This window comes from Xanthobacter sp. NM-59, from assembly GCF_021401125.1.
Lineage (GTDB): Bacteria > Pseudomonadota > Alphaproteobacteria > Rhizobiales > Xanthobacteraceae > Xanthobacter.
Genome location: NZ_JACBFQ010000006.1, coordinates 99,074 through 117,311, shown reverse-complemented (window position 1 = coordinate 117,311; position 18,238 = coordinate 99,074). Strand labels below are relative to the sequence as shown.

Sequence of the window (18,238 nt, the reverse complement as noted above, 5' to 3'; positions counted from 1 at the left end):
CGGAGATGTGGGGGCTCGATTTACAATCGCGGCGACGATGAGGGCCCTGGCTGCGCCAGCCCGGCGCCCCAGGCCCCGATGGCGACGACCGAGAGCGGGGTCGCCCCGCATCGACGCCGAAGGCCGATGCGTCGCGCATCTTTGGAGATCTGCAGCATGACATCCGCGCTTCCGCCCCTTTCCACCGTGGTCGCCCACATCGTGGATGCCGTCGAGCGCGCGCCGCTGGTGGATGAGCCTTTCTGGCACCTGGAGCTTGCGGGCGTGTTCCCGCCGGAGCTGTACCGCGCTATGCGCGTGGCCATGCCGGAGGCGCGGGAATATCGCGCGCTGAAGGGGCGCAACAATTACAATATCCAGGCCGACGGCTCGGCGACCCGGGTGAAGATCGATCTTTATCCCGAATACATCCGGCATCTCCCCGCAGAGAAGCGGGATGTGTGGGCCCTCGTCGGGCAGGCGCTGTGCGATGAGGCGGTGAAGGCGGTGTTCATGCGGCGGCTTGAGCCGGGCCTGAGCCGACGCTTCGGGCCTCAATACATGGAAACGGGCATGTTCCCCGTGCCCATGCTCACCCGCGACGTGGCCGGCTACCAGATTCCCCCGCACACCGACACGCGCTGGAAGGGCATCACCATCCAGTTCTACCTGCCGGAAGATGAGAGCATCTCCCATGTGGGCACCCGCTTCGACCGGCGGCGGGCCGATGGCGGCTTCGACATGGCCCAGCGCATGACCTTTGCGCCGAACACCGGCTATGCCTTCGCCGTGGGGTCGGATACCTGGCATTCCGTGGATCAGCTGGGGCCGGAAGTGGTGAGCCGCGATACCATTTTGCACACCTACTTCGTGGACAACACGCCCATGCTCGCCTTCCGCAATCGCGGCAAGCGTGTCGGCAACTTCCTCCTGAACGAGCTGCGGCAGCTCGCCGGGTGACCTGAGCGGGCGGAGCTTGGCCGAGGACCGAGGTGTGTAGTGGATCTGGATACCATTTCCGATCTGTTCAGCGCGTTTGGCCCGGTACGCCTGCGCCGCATGTTCGGTGGCGCCGGCGTCTATGCGGATGGGGTGATGTTCGCGCTTGAAGCGGACGGGCTGCTCTATCTCAAGGCCGATGCCGCCTTCGCCGCGGACCTCGCCGCGCGCGGCTCCGAGCCCTTTCGCTATGTGGCGAAGACCGGTCCGCGCACCATGGCCAGCTTCTGGCGTGTGCCGGAAGCAGCTCTGGATGATGCGGATGATCTCGCGGCCCTGGCCCGCCGCGCTCTGGACGCCGCCCGGGTGGCCGCGCGGGAGCGTGCCGCTCGGTAGAGGCCCTTTCGGACGGGATAGCGTTCCATCCGTGCCAAGAGCGCACGTCAGCTCAATGCGTCGGACATTGGCCGATTTTATGCAGGGGATGCGCATTCGCCCACGCGCGGGACATCGTTTGCCGCCGCTTCGGACAGGGGGGCGAACAAGGCCGCGCAGCGGGGGCGGAGCCGTGCGCCTAGGCGAGCCGGATGTGTAGATGGCCAGCCGAGGCCCGAACACAGGCCATCCGCTGGAGGCAGCTGGCATACGGGGCGTTGGCGTGAGCGGAGAGCGTGCCGTGGAAGCGCGGCCCGGCGGCGGCTCACTGGGCGCCGTGCGCGCCTTAGGGTGCGCCCATGAACGTCACGATGGCGGGGATGAGGCCGGGGGCCAGCGGCAGATCGGGCATCGCATAGGTGGCGAGGTTTGCGCCACGGTCGGGCGGGGCAAGCTTCAGCACATGGTTCATACCTTCGATCCGCGCCTGTCGCGCGCCCGGCCGGGCTGCCGTGAGGCGATCGGCGTCCTCGGGTGAAACCTGGAGGTCGGTGGTGCCTTGAACCACAAGCACCGGCGCGCTGACCTTCGCAAGCTCCGCCGCCGGGTCAAGCGGCAGCCAGGACATGAGATAGCCCTGCACGCTGGGCCGATAGAGCGTGAACAGCTCCGGCGGCACATCCGCCACCGGCGACTGGCGGAGCAGGCTTTCCAAGATGCGGTGGGACTGGGCGTGGAGCGCCTGCGGCAGTTCCGCTGCGGCGAGCTGTCGTTCGAGCAGGGCACCGGCCGGCTCTCCGGCCCCGGCGATCAGCACCAGGCCCGCCACCGACGTGCCCTGGGCCGCGAGGGTGGCCACCAGGGCGCCCTCGCTGTGGCCGATGAGGAAGAGCGGAGGCGCATGGCCCGCCGGCCATTGCAGCGCCTTCAGGATCGCCAGCCAGGACTGGGCATCGGACACATAGGTTGCAAAGCGCAGCTCGTCTTCCCGCGTCACGCCGCTGGCGCTGGCGCCAATGCCGCGCTTGTCGACCCGCAAGGTGGCGATGCCATGGGCCGCAAGCCCCCGGGCCAGGGCCTTCAGGCTGTCATTGCGGGCGTGGGGAAGGTTGCCGTCACGATCGACAGGGCCCGACCCCGAGAGGACCAGGGCGGCGGCCGTGACCTCGCCCTGCGAGGGCAGGGTGAGTGTGCCGCGCAATGGGCCGTTGGCCAGTTCGCGTTCTGTGAACGTCATCTCGGCGCGGGCAGGGGAGAGGAGCGACAGGCCGAGCAGCAGCGCTACGGCGAAGGCGCGGAAAAGCTGTTGCCCCATGGCGCTCCTCCTGTCGCCGCCAGTCCCGATGTGTGCCCGGGGCAGGTCGTGAGGTGCGGCGGGGCCGGAATGGAAAACCCCGCCATGGCCCGAGGGAGCACGGCGGGGCGGAGTGCGTTCAGCTCGCCTTCACGCGCACCGGGCGCAGGAGGAAGGCGGGCAGGTGGGACATGTCCGCCGGTTCGTTCGCCGGCGCGCGTTCGCGGCGCGGCGGGCGGGCCTCGGTGGCCTCTTCACGCTGGGGCCGGCGCGGACGCTCGGCGCGAGGCTGCTCCTCGACGCGCGGTTCCTTGTCCGCCCGCGGCTCCCTCTCGCGTTCGCGACGGGGAGAGCTGCGGCCTTCCTTTTCCACCTTGCGCTTGCCACGCAGGCGGCCGTCCTCACGCTCGCGGCTCTCCCGCTTTTCCCGCGGCGGGGCTTCGCCCAGGGGCTCGCCCTGCCAGGGAATGGAATTGCCGATGAGCTTCTCGATGGCGGCCAGCGACTTGGCGTCCGAGTGGGTCACCAGCGTATAGGCGACGCCGGAGCGCCCGGCGCGGCCGGTACGGCCGATGCGGTGGACATAATCTTCGGCATGGTGGGGCACGTCATAATTGAAGACGTGGCCCACCGCGGGAATATCCAGGCCGCGCGCCGCCACGTCGGATGCCACCAGCAAGGTGGCTTCGCCGTTGCGGAAGGAGTCGAGGGCCTTGATGCGGGCGTGCTGGTCCATGTCGCCGTGCAGTGCCACGGCATTGAAGCCGTGCTTCTGCAGCGAGCGATGCAGCACCGCCACATCGCGCTTGCGATTGCAGAAGATGATGCCGTTCTGCAGGTTTTCGCTGCCGCGGATGAGGCCGCGCAGCACGTCGCGCTTCTCCCAATCCTCCTTGCCGGAGGCGACCAGGAGCTGTGTCACCGTGGAGGCGGTGGAGGAGGGCTTGGCCACCTCGATGCGCACCGGGCTCGACAGGAACTGGTCGACCAGCCGCTGGATCTCCGGCGGCATGGTGGCCGAGAAGAACAGGGTCTGGCGGGTGAAGGGCACGAGCTTGCAGATGCGCTCGATGTCCGGGATGAAGCCCATGTCCAGCATGCGGTCGGCCTCGTCGATGACGAGCACCTCGATGCCGGAGAGCAGGAGCCGGCCGCGCTCCACATGATCGAGCAGGCGGCCGGGGGTGGCGATGAGCACGTCAACGCCGCGCAGGAGCTTGGAGTCCTGGTCGCCGAACGAAACGCCGCCGATGAGCAGCGCCACGTTCAGCTTGTGGTTCTTGCCGTAGCGGGTGAAGTTCTCTTCGACCTGTGCGGCAAGCTCTCGCGTCGGCTCGAGGATCAGGGTGCGGGGCATGCGTGCCCGAGCGCGGCCCTGTTCGAGGAGCGTCAGCATGGGAAGGGTGAAGGCCGCAGTCTTGCCGGTGCCCGTCTGCGCAATACCGAGCACATCTCGGCGCGCCAGAACCTCGGGAATGGCCTGGGCCTGAATGGGTGTGGGCTTTGTGTAGCCCGTGTCGGCGACAGCCGCGAGAACCTTCTCGCTCAGGCCGAGTTCGGAAAATGACATTGCATCTTTTGGATGCGGCGGCGCGCCGCTGATCGAACGTCCCGTGCCGTACGGGCTCAGACGAGTGGTCGTCGGTCGGCGCGCTTGGATTCGACATAACTCGGACGACGATCAGCAACATATGTAAAACCGCCGACATGTCAATGTATACGTCTGCCTTACGTTTGCGTGAGGCGTGGCGGCGGGCGTGGCGCGGCGCGTCGGCGCCCTCAAATGTCGAGCAGGTCCTCGTCGGCGAAGGCGGCGTGCTCGGAAATGAAGGTGAAGCGGGCCTCCGGCTTGTTGCCCATCAGCCGTTCCACGATGTCGACGGTGGCGGCGCGCTCGGCGTCCTCGATCCTGACGCGCTGGAGCGTGCGCGTCTTGGGGTCCATGGTGGTTTCCTTGAGCTGGGCCGGCATCATTTCGCCCAGGCCCTTGAAGCGGCCCACCTCCACCTTGCCCTTGCCGGTAAACTCCTTCTTCAGCAGCTTTTCCTTGTGGGCATCGTCGCGCGCATAAAGGGTCTTGGCGCCCTGGGTGATGCGGTAGAGCGGCGGCACCGCAAGATAAAGATGGCCGCCTTCGATCAATTTCGGCATCTGCCGGAAGAAATAGGTGACGAGAAGGGAGGCGATATGCGCCCCGTCCACGTCTGCGTCCGTCATGATGATGACCTTCTCATAGCGCAGGTCGGTATCACGGTAAGTTGATGTTGTGCCGCAGCCCAGCGCCTGGGTGAGGTCCGAAATCTGCTGGTTCTGGGCCAGCTTGTCGCGGCCGGCGCTGGCCACGTTCAGGATCTTGCCGCGCAGGGGCAGCACTGCCTGCGTCTTGCGGTCGCGCGCCTGCTTGGCGGAGCCGCCGGCCGAATCGCCCTCCACGATGAACAGTTCGGAACCCGCTGCCTCGGTGTTGGAGCAGTCGGCCAGCTTGCCGGGCAGGCGCAGCTTGCGCACCGCGGTCTTGCGGGAAATCTCCCGCTCCTGCTTGCGGCGCAGGCGTTCCTCTGCCCGGTCGATGACGTGCTCGAGCAGCCGGCTCGCCTGGTTCGGATTGGCCGCCAGCCAGTGGTCGAAGGGGTCGCGCAGCGCGCTTTCCACGATGCGGGCGGCTTCCGTCGTGGCAAGCCGGTCCTTGGTCTGGCCCTGGAATTCGGGCTCGCGCACGAACACCGAGAGCATGGCGACGCAGCCCGTGCTCACATCGTCGCCGGTGATGACCGAGCCGCGCTTGCCCTGGCCGGAGCGCTCGGCATGGTCCTTCAGGCCCTTGAGCAGCACCGCGCGCAGGCCATTCTCATGGGTGCCGCCGTCCGGCGTGGGGATGGTATTACAGTAAGATGCGATGGAGCCGTCGCCGTCCGCCACCCAGGCCACCGCCCATTCCACCGAACCGTGGCCGCCGGGCTTCTGGATGCGCCCGGAGAAGATGTCCGGATGCACCAGGGTCTGGCCTTCAAGGTCGGAGGCGAGGTAGTCGCGCAGGCCGCCGGGGAAGCGGAACACCGTCTTTTCCGGAACGCCATCGACGCCCTTCAGCAGCTCCGGATCACACGACCAGCGGATTTCCACGCCGCCGAACAGATAGGCCTTGGAGCGCGCCATGCGGAACACCCGGCCGGGATCAAAATGCGCGCCGGGGCCGAAGATTTCCGGGTCAGGGTGAAAGCGCACCTTGGTGCCGCGCCGGTTGGTGATGCGCCCGACCTTCTCCACCGGCCCTTCGGCCACGCCCTTGGAGAAGCGCTGGCGATAAAGGGTCTGGTCGCGCGCCACCTCCACCTCGAGGTGGTCGGAGAGCGCGTTCACCACCGACACGCCCACGCCGTGCAGGCCGCCGGAGGTCTCGTAGACCTTGCTGTCGAACTTTCCGCCGGCATGCAGGGTGGTCATGATGACCTCCAGCGCCGACTTGCCGGGAAACTTGGGGTGGTCCTCCACCGGAATACCGCGCCCGTTGTCGATCACGGTCAGGTAGCCGTCGGTGGCGAGCTGCACTTCGATGAAGGAGGCGTGGCCGGCCACCGCCTCGTCCATGGAATTGTCCACCACCTCGGCGAACAGATGGTGCAGCGCCTTGGAATCTGTGCCGCCGATATACATGCCCGGCCGCCGGCGCACCGGTTCCAGACCCTCCAGCACCTCGATGTGGGCGGCGGTGTAGTCGGAAGCCATGGTGGGGACGGTGGTGGCCTTCGTCCGGCCGGAAGCCTTGGACGAGGAGCGCGGACGGCCGGCGGAGCCGAAGAGATCATCGGTATCGGACATGGATGGTCGATAGCAGAGCATAAGCGAGCGCGCACGCGAATCGTGCGCGGCCCGCGGCCAGGATTGGCCCATCTTGCCAGAGCTGGAGCGGAAGGGGAACAGAATGGCAACATGTCCGCCTCCGCCACATCTGCGAAACAGCGTGCGATGAGGGCGGAGAGGCGGACCTTCCGCGCCAGGGCAGGCGGCCGGCTCGTTTCCCGGTTCCCGGGGCGTGGGCGTGGCCTAGCTTATTGGGCTGTCGCGTTTTCTTCATGTGAACCGGTGTCCACTTCGCCGGAAAACTCTCTAGGATCGCGCCGGGCGGAGTCGCCGCGCGAATGGGCCGGACACCATGGACCACCTGATTTTCCATCTCGCCGTCTCCCTTGCCATCGGCCTCTTGGTGGGGGTCGAGCGTGGGTGGCGCGAGCGCAAGGAGGAGGAGGGCAGCCGCACCGCCGGCATCCGCACCTATGCGCTTGTGGGCCTGCTCGGCGGCGTCAGCGCGGCCTTGTCCCAGGCGCTGGAGAGCCCGGCGCTGCTGATCGTGGCGGGCCTCGCGGCCAGCACGCTGTTCGCGGTCTTCAAATATCGCGAGATGCTGCGCGATAACGATTACAGCATCACGGGCATCGTCGCCGCCATCCTTGTATTCGCGCTGGGCGCGCTCGCGGTGGTGGACGATACGGAGGTGGCCGCCGCCGGCGCCATTGCCGTCACCGCCTTGCTGGCGGAGCGGGAGGGGCTGCACCGCCTGGTGCGGCGCCTGACATGGCCCGAGCTGCGCTCCGCGCTGCTGCTGCTGGTGATGACCGTCATCGTGCTGCCGCTGCTGCCGGATCACACCATCGACCCCTTCCACAGCCTGAACCCGCGCCAAATCTGGCTGTTCATGGTGCTCACGGCCACCATCTCCTTTGCGGGCTATGTGGCGGTGAAGGTGGCGGGGCCCGAGAAGGGCATTCTCTTTTCCGCCGTGGGCGGCGCCATGGTGTCATCCACAGCGGTTGCCATCGCCTTCGCGCGGCGCTCCACGGCGGGTGAGCCCTCGGGTCTGCTGGCGGGAGGCGCGGCGCTGGCGGCCATGGTCTCGGTGCTGCGTGTGCTGGTCATCTGCGCCGTGGTGCGCCCCGAACTGCTGCTGCATCTGGGCCCGCCGGCCCTGGCGGCGGCCGCCGGCTTCGGCATTCCAGGGGCGGTGATGATGCGGCGGGGCGCCGGTGCGCGGGGCGAGGCCAATCTCGGCAATCCCATCGATATTGGCCCGCTGGCGGCGTTCGCGGCCCTGTTCGGCACCGTGTCGCTGCTGAGCGGGTTCCTGCTGAAGGCGGTGGGGCCGGACAGCCTCTATCTGGTGAGCGCGGTGGCTGGCCTCGTGGACGTGGATGTGCCGTCCCTGAACGCGACGCGGCTCGCCGGCAATGGCCTTTCCATGGAAGGGGCGGCCCTGTGCATCCTCATCGCCCTGGGCATGAATGGCGTGGGTCGCGTGCTGTTCGCGGCCGCCGGGGGCACGCGGGCGTTCACGGTGCGCTTCGCGGTCGCCACCCTCATCGCCGCGCTCGCCGCGCTTGTGGTGCTGCTGGCGCTGCGGCTGTTCTGAGCGCTGCCGAGCTCGCGCATGGAGGGCTTGCGCCCTGAAGCCTCGACGACGCCCTGATGCTCTGGCTTCATGAGCCGGTGAATATCGCCCTGACGAATCGACCCTTCCTCAACGTCTCCCAATCCGCCACCGGCCGCGCCTGGCGGGAGCGGCTGGATGTGCGCGGCGCACAGACGGCCCTCGCCATGGCCCAGCGCTACGGTGTGAGCGACCTGCTCGCCCGCGTGCTCGCCGGGCGGGGCGTCGCCCTGGAGGACGTCGAGACCTATCTCGATCCCGCTTTGCGCACCCTTCTGCCTGATCCCGATACCCTCACCGACATGGCCCCCGCGGTGGCGCGGCTCGCTTATGCCGTCACCCGCGGCGAGAAGGTGGCGGTGTTCGGGGACTATGACGTGGATGGCGCATGCTCCACGGCGCTGCTGGTGGGGCTGCTGCGGCAGGCGGGGCTCGACCCGCTCTTTCATATTCCTGATCGCATCTATGAAGGCTACGGCCCCAATGTGCCGGCCATCGAGGCCCTGGCCGCCGAGGGCGTGAAGCTGCTGGTGACGGTGGATTGCGGCACCACCTCCATCGAGCCGCTGGCCGCCGCCCGCCGGTTGGGCATGGACGTGGTGGTGATCGACCATCACCAGGCGAGCGAGGCGCTGCCGCCCGCCCAGGCCATCGTGAATCCGAACCGGGAGGACGACCTTTCCGGTCTCGGCCATGTGTGCGCTGCGGGGCTCACCTTCATCACCGCCGTGGGGCTGGTGCGGGCGCTGCGGCAGGCCGGGCATTTCGGGACCGACCGGCCGGCGCCGGATCTGCTGGAGGCGCTGGACCTCGTGGCCCTGGCCACGGTGGCGGACGTGGTGCCCCTCACCGGCCTCAACCGGGCGTTTGTCACCAAGGGCCTTATCGCCCTGCGCCGACGTGGCCGGCTGGGCCTCACCGCGCTGATGGACGTGGCGCGGCTGGATGGGCCGCCGCGGCCCTATCATCTCGGCTTCATCCTTGGCCCGCGCATCAATGCGGGCGGGCGCATCGGCGATGCGGCGCTTGGCGCGCGGCTGCTGCTCACCCAGGATCCCATGGAGGCGAAGACCATCGCCACCGAGCTGAACCGCCTGAATAGCGAGCGCCAGGAGGTGGAGCGCGCCATCGTCGCCGCCGCCGAGGCGGAAGCGCAGGCGGCCCTCGGCCTTCACGACGAGGGCCCCGTGGTGGTGGTGAGCGGGGAGGGCTGGCACCCCGGCGTGGTGGGCCTCGTCGCCTCGCGCCTGAAGGAGCGTTTCCAGCGCCCCGCTTTCGCCATCGCCCTCAATGGCGCCACCGGCACCGGCTCGGGCCGCTCCGTGCCCGGGGTGGATCTCGGCCGCGCCGTCCGCGAGGCGGTGGAGAAGGGGCTTCTCGTGAAGGGCGGCGGCCACGCCATGGCAGCCGGCCTGACGGTGGAGCGCGCTCGGCTCGGCGATCTGCGCGCCCATCTGGAAGAGCGGCTCGGTGCCGATGTGGAGCGCTCGCGGGCCGAGGGGGCCCTGACCGTGGACGGTGCCCTGACCGCCGCAGCGGCGACGCCGGCGTTGGCCGAAACTGTCGCCCGCGCCGGCCCGTTCGGCGCTGGCAATCCGGAGCCGGTGTTCGCCTTTCCCAACCATAAGCTCTCCTATGTGGAGAGCTTCGGCGCCGGCCATGTGCGGGCGCGGCTGATGTCCGGCGATGGGTCGAGCCTGAAGGCGATCGCCTTCCGCGTGGCGGACGAACCGCTGGGCCGGGCCCTGCTGGCGGCCCGCGGGCGGCCGCTGCATGTGGCCGGTTCCCTGGAGCCGGAGACCTGGCAGGGCGAGACTCGCGTCTCCCTGCGCATCAAGGACGTGGCGGAAGTGGCCTGAAGGGCGGCTGCCGGCCTGCCACGCGCCGGGATGGCGCCGAAAGCTGCCGTTGGGCTGGGCTCTGCTGGGGGGGGGGGACAGGCAGGCGCTACTTTAATATCGCTCGCTCCAAAGACCGGCAACCTGTGGCAGGGCGAGCCGCACGTTTCCCTGCATATCTATGACGTCCCGGAGCTGGGCCACAGGGCGTCCGCCGCCCTCCGGGATGATCCCAAAATCTGCTGTTGCGCCGAGCCGTGCTGGCGGCACGCGGGCGGGACTGCATGTGGTCGGTTCCCTGGAGCCGGAGACCTGGCAGGGCGAGACCCGCGTCTCCCTGCGCATCACGGACATCCCGGAGCAGGGCTGAAGGGCGGCGGTGGGCTCTGCTGGTGGCCGCTGCATGCGGCCTGTTCCCTGGAGCCAGAGGCCTGACCGGGCGAAGCACGCGTTTCGTTATGGATCAAGGACGTGGCCGAGGTCGGCTGCCGGCTCCTCCGGCGGGATGGCACCAAAGATCGTCGCTTGTATCCCGTGCCGGCCGTGCATCATGCGCCGTGATGCGATTCCCGGGGGATGCCAGCGTGAGCCGGTGGTTGCCGATCCTGTTGTGTTTCAATGCCGGCTTCGTGGATACGGCCGGTTTCGTCGCCCTGGGTGGCCTGTTCACGGCCCATGTCACGGGCAATATCGTCACCTTCTCGGCGGCGCTGGCGCAGGGGCATGCGCCGGAGGTGGGCAAGGTCATCGCCATGCCGGTCTTCGCCATCGTCGTGGTGGCGGCGCATCTGCTGGGCCGGGCCATGGCCGTGCGGGGGCAGAGCGATTTCCGCATTCTGATGGCGGGCAAGCTGGTGCTGCTCGCCCATGCGGCCCTGGTAGCCATCGTGATCGGGCCGTTTCCCGATCCCAGTGCGCCGAGCGCCCTCATGACGGGCATGACTCTGGTGAGTGCCATGGCGGTGCAGAACGCTTTGCATCGCACCCATCTGAAGGATCTGCCACCCTCCACCATGGTCACCGGCACCGTCACCCAGCTGCTGGTAGACGGCTCCAATCTGCTCTGGCCCCATCCCGGCGCCGAGCGGCATGTGCACCGCGAGCGGCTGCGGCGGTTCGGCGCCAATTTCCTCGGCTTCGTGGGCGGGTGCGGGCTCGCGGCCTTCCTTTATTTGATGGTGGGCATGTGGTGCATGCTGGTGCCGCCCTTGGTGGCGGTGGCGGAGATCTTTTGCCTGCCGGCGGATCGGGAGAAAGCGGCGGCCGGATAAAGAAAAACCCCGCGGGCCGGGTGGCGCGCGGGGTCCTTTTGGGGGGTCGGCAGGCTCAGTAGAGGCCGGTGAACCAGTAGAAGCCGATGACGAAGAACACCGCCAGCGTCTTGATGATGGTGATGGCGAAGATGTCGCCATAGGACTGGCGGTGGGTGAGGCCCGTCACCGCCAGAAGGGTGATGACCGCTCCGTTATGGGGCAGGGTGTCCATGCCGCCGGAGGCCATGGAGGCCACGCGGCTCATCACTTCCAGCGGAATGCCATAGGCATGGGCCTGGGCAATGAACTGCTCCGACATGGCCGCCAGCGCGATGGACAGGCCGCCCGAGGCCGAACCCGTGATGCCGGCCAGGGTGGTGACCGTGATCGCCTCGTTGACGAGAGGGTTCGGGATGGCGGACAGCGCGTTCTTGATGACCAGGAAGCCCGGCAGCGCCGCGATGACCGCGCCGAAGCCGTACTCCGTGGCGGTGTTCAGGCTGGCGAGCAGCGCGCCGCCCACGGCATCCTTCGAGCCGCCCGCGAACTTGCCGGCGATGGGCTTGAAGGCGAACAGCAGAACCGTGACGATGCCCAGCAGCAATGCCGCCTGCACCGACCAGATGGCGGCCCAGCTGGCGGTCGACACGCTCACCGCATGGCCACCCTCGGTAAGGGTGACGGAGGCGGTGGCCTCATACCAGGTGGGGATGAGGCGCGCGAACACCAGGTTGGCGATGCCCACCACCACCAGCGGCAGCAGCGCCAGCCAGGGGGACACCAGCGGCACGCTCTCGTCCACCACCACTTCGTTGATGTGGCCGGTGCCGTAGCCCTCACCCTTCTTCTGGGCCTGCTTGCGGCGGAACTCCAGATAGGAGAGGCCGACCACCAAAATGAAGGCCGTGCCCACGAAGCCGAGGATCGGCGCCGCATAGGCGGTGGTCTTGAAGAAGGTGGTGGGGATGATGTTCTGGATCTGCGGGGTACCCGGCAGCGTATCCATGGTGAAGGAGAAGGCGCCCAGCGCCACCACCGCCGGCAGGAGCCGCTTCGGAATGCCCACCTGGCGGAACATCTCCGCGCCGAACGGATAGACCGCGAACACCACCACGAACAGCGACACGCCGCCATAGGTGAGCAGCGCGCCCACCAGCACGATGGACAGGATGGCGCGGGAGGGGCCCAGCAGCTTCACGATGGCGGACACGATGGACCGCGAGAAGCCCGACAGCTCGATGAGCTTGCCGAACACGGCGCCGAGCAGGAACACGGGGAAGTAGAGCTTGATGAAGCCCACCATCTTTTCCATGAACAGGCCGGAAAAGATGACCGGAACCGCACCAGGGTCCGTCAGGAGCACCGCGCCAATGGCGGCGACCGGGGCAAACAGGATGACGCTGAAGCCGCGATAGGCCACGAACATCAGGAAGAAGAGCGCCGCAAGGCAGATGATGAAGCTCATCGGCGTTGGATCCAGCAAAAGAATGGAGGGAACGTCGAACCTCTATGCCAGTGCATGCACCAGCATGGGGAAGCTACCCTGCCATAAATCGGGCAGCGACTCGCTTTGGGTGGATATCCACCGGGATATTTACGATTTGGTAATGATTCCGCACGGCAAGAGCCCCTTGGGATTGCCTGCTGAAGACGAAACAACCGCCCCGGCATGGCCGCGGGCGGTTGTCGTAAGGTCAGAGATGCGTGAGAAGACTCACGGCATGAGGGCAATCTGCTCCAGCCCCATGGCTTCGGGGAAGCCCAGAACGAGGTTCATGTTCTGCACCGCCTGGCCGGAGGCGCCCTTCACCAGGTTGTCCAGGGTGGAAAGGATGATAGCGCGCCCGCTCACCCGGTCGGCCACCACGCCGATGAACACCATGTTGGAGCCGCGCACGTGGCGGGACTGTGGTACCGCGCCGAAGGGCAGCACGTGCACGAAGGTCTCGCCCTTGTAATAGGCCGAGATGAGCTTGTGCAGGTCCTCGGCGGTGGCGCCCGTGGTGCGCACGTAGATGGTGGCGTAGATGCCCCGGTTCATGGGTGCCAGCACCGGCACGAACATGGGGACCACCTGCCGCCCGGCGGCCTTGGAATATTCCTGGTCCAGCTCGGCCATGTGCCGGTGTGAGCCCACGGAATAGGCGTGGATGCCCTCCGACACCTCGGAGAACAGCATGGCTTCCTTGGCCGAGCGGCCGGCGCCGGACATGCCGGTCTTGGAATCGATCACGATGGATTCGGGGTCGATGGCGCCGGCTTCCAAGAGCGGCACCACCGGCAGGATCGACGTGGTGGTGTGGCAGCCCGGATTGGCCACCAGCCGCGCCTTGCGGATGTCGTCGCGATAGATCTCCACGAGGCCGAACACCGCCTCCTGCTGCAGGTCGAGGGCGCTGTGGGGGTGGCCGTACCACTGCTCGTAGGCGCCCGGGTCCTTCAGGCGGAAGTCGGCGGACAGGTCCACCACCTTCACCGTGGAGGAGCTTTCGAGCACCTTCTTGATGACTTCCTGCGTCGTGCCGTGGGGCAGGGCGCAGAAGACGAGATCCACCGCGCTGAAGTCCACCGCATCAATGGTGACCAGCTTGGGCAGCGGGAAGGGCGCGAACTGCGGGAACACGTCGGCCATGGACAGGCCGGCCTTGCGGTCGGCGGTCAGGGCGACGATCTCCACACGCGGATGGCGCAGCAGCAGGCGCACCAGCTCGGAACCGGTGTAGCCAGAGGCACCGAGAACCGCGATCCTTGCCTTTGCGTCCGCCATCTTCCTCTCCTGACATCGCCGCGCGCCCCGGTAGGGGCGGCTTTCGTGCGGCGACGGTCTCTACACCCATCCCGTATCAGGGAAAAGACACCCGCCGGCCGGCGGTATCGGGGCTCGCTTCTACTCCGCGAAGCGGAACTTGCGGAAGTCGCGATGCTCGGTGGTGATGCGGCGCACGGTGCCAGTGGCGGCCCGCAGCACGATGGTGTCGGTCTCGATCACCTCGCGGTCGAAGCGCACGCCCTTGAGGAGCGCGCCGTCGGTGACGCCGGTGGCGGAGACGAGGCAATCGCCCCGCACCATTTCCTCGAGGTGATAGATCTTGGAGCCGTCGCGGATGCCCAGCGCCTTGGCCTGCTCGCGCTTCCTCTCTGTGTCCAGCACGAGCCGGCCCTGCATCTGGCCGCCGATGCAGCGCAGCGCCGCCGCCGCCAGCACGCCTTCCGCCGCGCCTCCGAGGCCGAGATAGATATCCACCCCGCTTTCCTCGGGATTGGTGGTGTGGATGATGCCGGCGACGTCACCGTCGGTGATGAGCTTGATGGCCGCGCCGGTCTTGCGCACCGCTTCGATGAGGGGCGCATGGCGGGGGCGGTCGAGGATGAGCGCGGTGATTTCCGAGGTGGGCACGCCCTTCGCCTCGGCCAGGGCCTGCACATTCTCCTCGGGCGGGCGGGAGAGGGAGACGATGCCGTCGGGATAGCCGGGGCCGATGGCCAGCTTCTCCATATAGACGGGCGGCACCTTCAGCAGCGAATCCGCTTCCGCGATGGCGAGCACCGAGATGGAGCCCTCCATGTTCTTGGCGCACAGGGTGGAGCCTTCCAGCGCATCCACCGCGAGGTCCACGGTGGCGTTGTCGCCCTCGCCGCCAGCACCGAAGGTCTCACCCACGAACAGGTGCTCGACCTCTCCCTTCGCGCCCTCGCCGATGACGACGGTGCCGTTGACGGGAACGGTCTGCAGCTCGCGCCAGCAGGCCGCCATGGCCGCCAGGTCGGCTTCCTGTTCGTCACCGCGGCCACGCAGGCGCGCGGCGGCGACGGCGCAGCGCTCGGTGATCTGGGCAAGGTCGAGGGCCAGACGGCGATCGAGGACTTGAGGCATTCTCTCGTGCAGGGGGGCGGCGCACATGGTGTTGTCCTTCTGGCCTCAATCCTTCTCGATGCGGATCACTTGCGGCAGTGCGTTCACCACCCCATCCGCCTCGATGGCGGCGATGGCGCGCCGCACGGCTTCTTCCGACGTTGCGTAGGTGATCAGGATGACGCGCGCCGTCCCCTGCGCGGCCTCACCCTGCTGTCCTTCAGGACGGCGCTGCACGATCGATTCGAGCGAAATGCCCTCGTCGGCCATGCGGCGCGCGATGGTGGCGGCGGTGCCCGGCTTGTTCACCACCGAGAGGCGGATGTAATAGCCGCCTTCATGGCGCTGCATGGGCGCCCGCTCGGGCTTCATCAGGGTCGCCACCGGCATGCCGAACACGAAGCCGGCCACGCCGCGGGCCACATCGGCCAGATCGCCCACCACCGCCGAGGCGGTGGCATCGCCGCCGGCGCCGGGGCCCACCAGGGTCAGGCTCACCGCGTCCGCGTCCACCGCCACCGCGTTGGTGACACCGGAAACTTGGGCGATGGGCCAGTGCTTGGGGACCATGGTGGGATGCACGCGCTGCTCGATGCCGGTCTCTGTGCGCAGGGCGACACCCAGCAGCTTCACCTTGTAGCCGAGGTCGTCGGCGGCCTCGAGGTCCTCCAGCGTAAGCTGGCGGATGCCCTCCACATAGATGGCGTCGGCGTCCACCTGGGTGCCGAAGGCCAGCGAGGTGAGGATGGCCAGCTTGTGGGCGGTGTCGAAGCCGTCAATGTCGAAGGTGGGGTCGGCCTCCGCATAGCCCAGGCGCTGGGCCTCGGCCAGGCAGTCCTGGAACGAGATCTTCTCGTCGGCCATGCGGGTGAGCATGTAGTTGCAGGTGCCGTTGAGGATGCCGGAAACCCGCTCCACCACATTGCCCGCGAGCGATTCGCGCAGGGTTTTCACGATCGGGATGCCGCCCGCCACCGCCGCCTCGAAATGCAGGCTGGCGCCGGAGGCTTCCGCGATGCGGGCGAGGTCGGCGCCCCATTTGGCGAGCAGGGCCTTGTTGGCAGTCACCACCGGACGGCCGCACTCCAGCGCCGCGATCACCGCAGCCTTGGCCGGATCGTCCGACCCGCCCATGAGCTCCACGAACACGTCGATGTCCGGATCGCGGGCCAGTTCTACCGGGTCCTCGTACCAGCGCACGCCGGAGAGATCGACGCCGCGATCCTTGGTCCGGTCGCGCGCGGCGACGGCCACCACCTTGATGCCGCGGCCGGTGCGCGCGAAAAGGTCACCCGCGCGCCGTTCGAGCATGCGGATGACGGCGGCCCCGACGGTGCCAAGGCCGGCGAGGCCCACTTTCAAATCGCTCATGGATCGGACCGGTTCTTTCCTGGGAACAGGACGCCCGCGCGAGGCGGGCGTGATGTCTGGATAAGTGGCTGCGGGGGCTCTTTCAGAGCGCGGCGCTCAGCGGGACCACATTGTGCAGGGTGTGGCCGGCCTGGTCGAAGAAGCGGCGGATGTTGCGCGCCGCCTGGCGGATGCGCTGCTCATTCTCCACCACCGCGATGCGCACATAGTCGTCGCCGTGCTCACCGAAGCCCACGCCCGGCGCTACCGCCACTTCCGCCTTCTCGATCAGCAGCTTGGCGAATTCCACCGAGCCCATTGCCCGGAACGGTTCGGGAATGGGCGCCCACGCGAACATGGAGGCCTTCGGCGAGGGGACGGGGAAGCCCGCCCGGCCGAACGCATCCACCAGCGCATCCCGGCGCTTCTTATAGGTCTCGCGCATTTCGGCCACGCACTCCTGCGGGCCGTTGAGGGCGGCGGTGGCGGCCACCTGGATCGGCGTGTACGCGCCATAGTCCAGATAGGACTTCACCCGCGACAGCGCGGAGATGAGCCGTTCATTGCCCACCGCGAAGCCCATGCGCCAGCCGGCCATGGAATAGGTCTTGGACATGGAGGTGAACTCCACCGTCACGTCCATGGCGCCCGGCACCTGCAGCACGGAGGGAGGCGGGTTGCCGTCATAATACAGCTCGGCATAGGCGAGGTCGGAGAGAACGATCAGCTCGTTCTTCTTCGCGAAGGCCACCACGTCCTTGTAGAATTCCAGATCCGCCACGCACGCCGTGGGGTTGGAGGGATAGCACAGCACCACGGCGATGGGCTTAGGGATGGAGTGCTTCACCGCCCGTTCCATGGCGTGGAAGAATTCCGGCCCCGGCTCCACCGGCACGGAGCGGATGACGCCGCCCGCCATCAGGAAGCCGAAGGCGTGAATGGGGTAGGAGGGATTCGGCGTGAGAATCACGTCGCCCGGCGCGGTGATGGCCTGCGCCATGTTGGCGAAGCCTTCCTTCGAGCCCAGCGTGGCGACCACCTGGGTATCGGGATTGAGCTTCACGCCGAACCGGCGCTCGTAATAGGCGGCCTGCGCCTTGCGCAGCCCGGGAATGCCCTTGGAGGCAGAGTAGCGATCGGTGCGCGGCTTGCCGATGGTTTCCTTGAGCTTCTCGATCACGTGCGCCGGCGCTTCGAGGTCCGGATTGCCCATGCCGAGGTCGATGATATCCACCCCGGCATTGCGAGCGGCGGCCTTCACACGGTTCACTTGCTCGAACACGTAGGGCGGCAGCCGGCGAATGCGGTGGAAATCGGTGGTCATCTCATTGGCTCCAGGGTGCCGCGCAGCATGTGTCTCCCGGCGCGGCGGACGGGTGTTTTAGCACTCTTCGCGAAATCAAGAAGCAATGATTGCGATGGTTTCGGGGCGAAGATGCGCGTGTCGGGTCAAATCGGGTCGGGTCAGTTGGTGGCGGGCTGGGGCTCGGCTGCGGGCGTGGACGCCTGCGCGGCGGCCTGCGCCTTGGCTGAGTTGGTCTTGGAGGCACGCTCCAGGTCGCCCTGCAGGCGGGCCCTCTGGGCCTCGTTCAGGGCCGGTCTTCCGGTGTGGGGCGTGGCGCCGATGGTGGGGTAGGAATCATGGGCAACTTCCGGTACGTCCGGATGGGGCGGAACAGGCAATGTCAGCGTCGAGTCGCCGGAGCAGGCGCTCAGCCCGGCGGCCGCCGCCAGCATGGACGCCGCGAAGGCGCTCCGCGCCAGAAGGCCGAAAGCCGGCCGCACGGGGGAGCGAAGGGATGGGCAGGTCCGCTTGCGGGGACGCATCATGGACATGAATGCACGCGAATCCCTGGGGTTGTTGCTGGCCTCCGTAGTCCCGCGAGGCTCGATCCGGGTCCGTTCGTCCGCTAATATGCGCAAAAATCCAAAACG

Annotated in this window: 14 protein-coding genes; 5 read left to right on the top strand and 9 right to left on the bottom strand. The window is 67.8% G+C overall.

Annotation, left to right across the window (positions count from 1 at the left end):
* The first annotated feature begins 156 nt into the window (after nucleotides 1-156).
* Nucleotides 157-939, top strand: coding sequence for a hypothetical protein (locus L0966_RS12725; protein ID WP_234052315.1), 783 nt, complete (start codon nucleotides 157-159; stop codon nucleotides 937-939).
* A 39-nt stretch (nucleotides 940-978) separates the two neighbouring features.
* Nucleotides 979-1,314: a TfoX/Sxy family protein gene (locus L0966_RS12720; RefSeq protein ID WP_234052314.1), complete on the top strand. Its 336-nt coding sequence runs from the start codon at nucleotides 979-981 to the stop codon at nucleotides 1,312-1,314.
* Nucleotides 1,315-1,639: 325 nt separating this feature from the next.
* Here the strand turns inward: L0966_RS12720 and L0966_RS12715 are convergent, their stop codons facing one another.
* The 3 genes from L0966_RS12715 to parE form a co-directional block, all read right to left on the bottom strand.
* The gene (locus tag L0966_RS12715; protein ID WP_234052313.1) at nucleotides 1,640-2,608 is read right to left on the bottom strand and encodes an alpha/beta hydrolase; all 969 of its coding nucleotides are present in this window, start codon (nucleotides 2,606-2,608) and stop codon (nucleotides 1,640-1,642) included.
* 118 nt (nucleotides 2,609-2,726) lie between these two features.
* Nucleotides 2,727-4,157 carry a DEAD/DEAH box helicase gene (locus L0966_RS12710; protein WP_234052312.1) on the bottom strand — a complete coding sequence of 477 codons (1,431 nt, stop codon included), beginning with the start codon at nucleotides 4,155-4,157 and terminating at the stop codon, nucleotides 2,727-2,729.
* Between the two features lie 209 nt (nucleotides 4,158-4,366).
* The gene (gene parE, locus L0966_RS12705) at nucleotides 4,367-6,406 is read right to left on the bottom strand and encodes a DNA topoisomerase IV subunit B (RefSeq protein ID WP_234052311.1); all 2,040 of its coding nucleotides are present in this window, start codon (nucleotides 6,404-6,406) and stop codon (nucleotides 4,367-4,369) included.
* A 334-nt stretch (nucleotides 6,407-6,740) separates the two neighbouring features.
* Here parE and L0966_RS12700 point away from each other — a divergent pair, with 334 nt between their 5' ends.
* The 3 genes from L0966_RS12700 to L0966_RS12690 all read left to right on the top strand — a co-directional run bounded on the left by L0966_RS12700 (nucleotide 6,741) and on the right by L0966_RS12690 (nucleotide 11,118).
* Nucleotides 6,741-7,991 carry a DUF4010 domain-containing protein gene (locus tag L0966_RS12700; protein WP_234052310.1) on the top strand — a complete coding sequence of 417 codons (1,251 nt, stop codon included), beginning with the start codon at nucleotides 6,741-6,743 and terminating at the stop codon, nucleotides 7,989-7,991.
* A gap of 56 nt (nucleotides 7,992-8,047) precedes the next feature.
* Nucleotides 8,048-9,868 carry a single-stranded-DNA-specific exonuclease RecJ gene (gene recJ / locus L0966_RS12695; protein WP_234052309.1) on the top strand — a complete coding sequence of 607 codons (1,821 nt, stop codon included), beginning with the start codon at nucleotides 8,048-8,050 and terminating at the stop codon, nucleotides 9,866-9,868.
* A gap of 563 nt (nucleotides 9,869-10,431) precedes the next feature.
* Nucleotides 10,432-11,118: a YoaK family protein gene (locus tag L0966_RS12690; protein WP_234052308.1), complete on the top strand. Its 687-nt coding sequence runs from the start codon at nucleotides 10,432-10,434 to the stop codon at nucleotides 11,116-11,118.
* A gap of 55 nt (nucleotides 11,119-11,173) precedes the next feature.
* Here L0966_RS12690 and L0966_RS12685 read toward each other — a convergent pair whose 3' ends face one another.
* The 6 genes from L0966_RS12685 to L0966_RS12660 form a co-directional block, all read right to left on the bottom strand.
* A complete protein-coding gene (locus tag L0966_RS12685; RefSeq protein ID WP_234052307.1) occupies nucleotides 11,174-12,565 on the bottom strand; it encodes a GntP family permease in 1,392 nt (463 codons plus the stop codon).
* Nucleotides 12,566-12,814: 249 nt separating this feature from the next.
* Nucleotides 12,815-13,867 (bottom strand): N-acetyl-gamma-glutamyl-phosphate reductase, encoded by a 1,053-nt coding sequence (argC, locus tag L0966_RS12680; protein WP_234052306.1) that lies wholly within the window; start codon nucleotides 13,865-13,867, stop codon nucleotides 12,815-12,817.
* A gap of 120 nt (nucleotides 13,868-13,987) precedes the next feature.
* A complete protein-coding gene (gene glpX / locus L0966_RS12675) occupies nucleotides 13,988-15,001 on the bottom strand; it encodes a class II fructose-bisphosphatase (RefSeq protein WP_234052305.1) in 1,014 nt (337 codons plus the stop codon).
* Nucleotides 15,002-15,019: 18 nt separating this feature from the next.
* Nucleotides 15,020-16,324: a homoserine dehydrogenase gene (locus tag L0966_RS12670; protein ID WP_234052304.1), complete on the bottom strand. Its 1,305-nt coding sequence runs from the start codon at nucleotides 16,322-16,324 to the stop codon at nucleotides 15,020-15,022.
* 82 nt (nucleotides 16,325-16,406) lie between these two features.
* Nucleotides 16,407-17,627: an LL-diaminopimelate aminotransferase gene (locus tag L0966_RS12665; RefSeq protein WP_234052303.1), complete on the bottom strand. Its 1,221-nt coding sequence runs from the start codon at nucleotides 17,625-17,627 to the stop codon at nucleotides 16,407-16,409.
* Between the two features lie 140 nt (nucleotides 17,628-17,767).
* Nucleotides 17,768-18,139, bottom strand: coding sequence for a hypothetical protein (locus tag L0966_RS12660; protein WP_234052302.1), 372 nt, complete (start codon nucleotides 18,137-18,139; stop codon nucleotides 17,768-17,770).
* Between the last annotated feature and the right edge of the window lie 99 nt (nucleotides 18,140-18,238).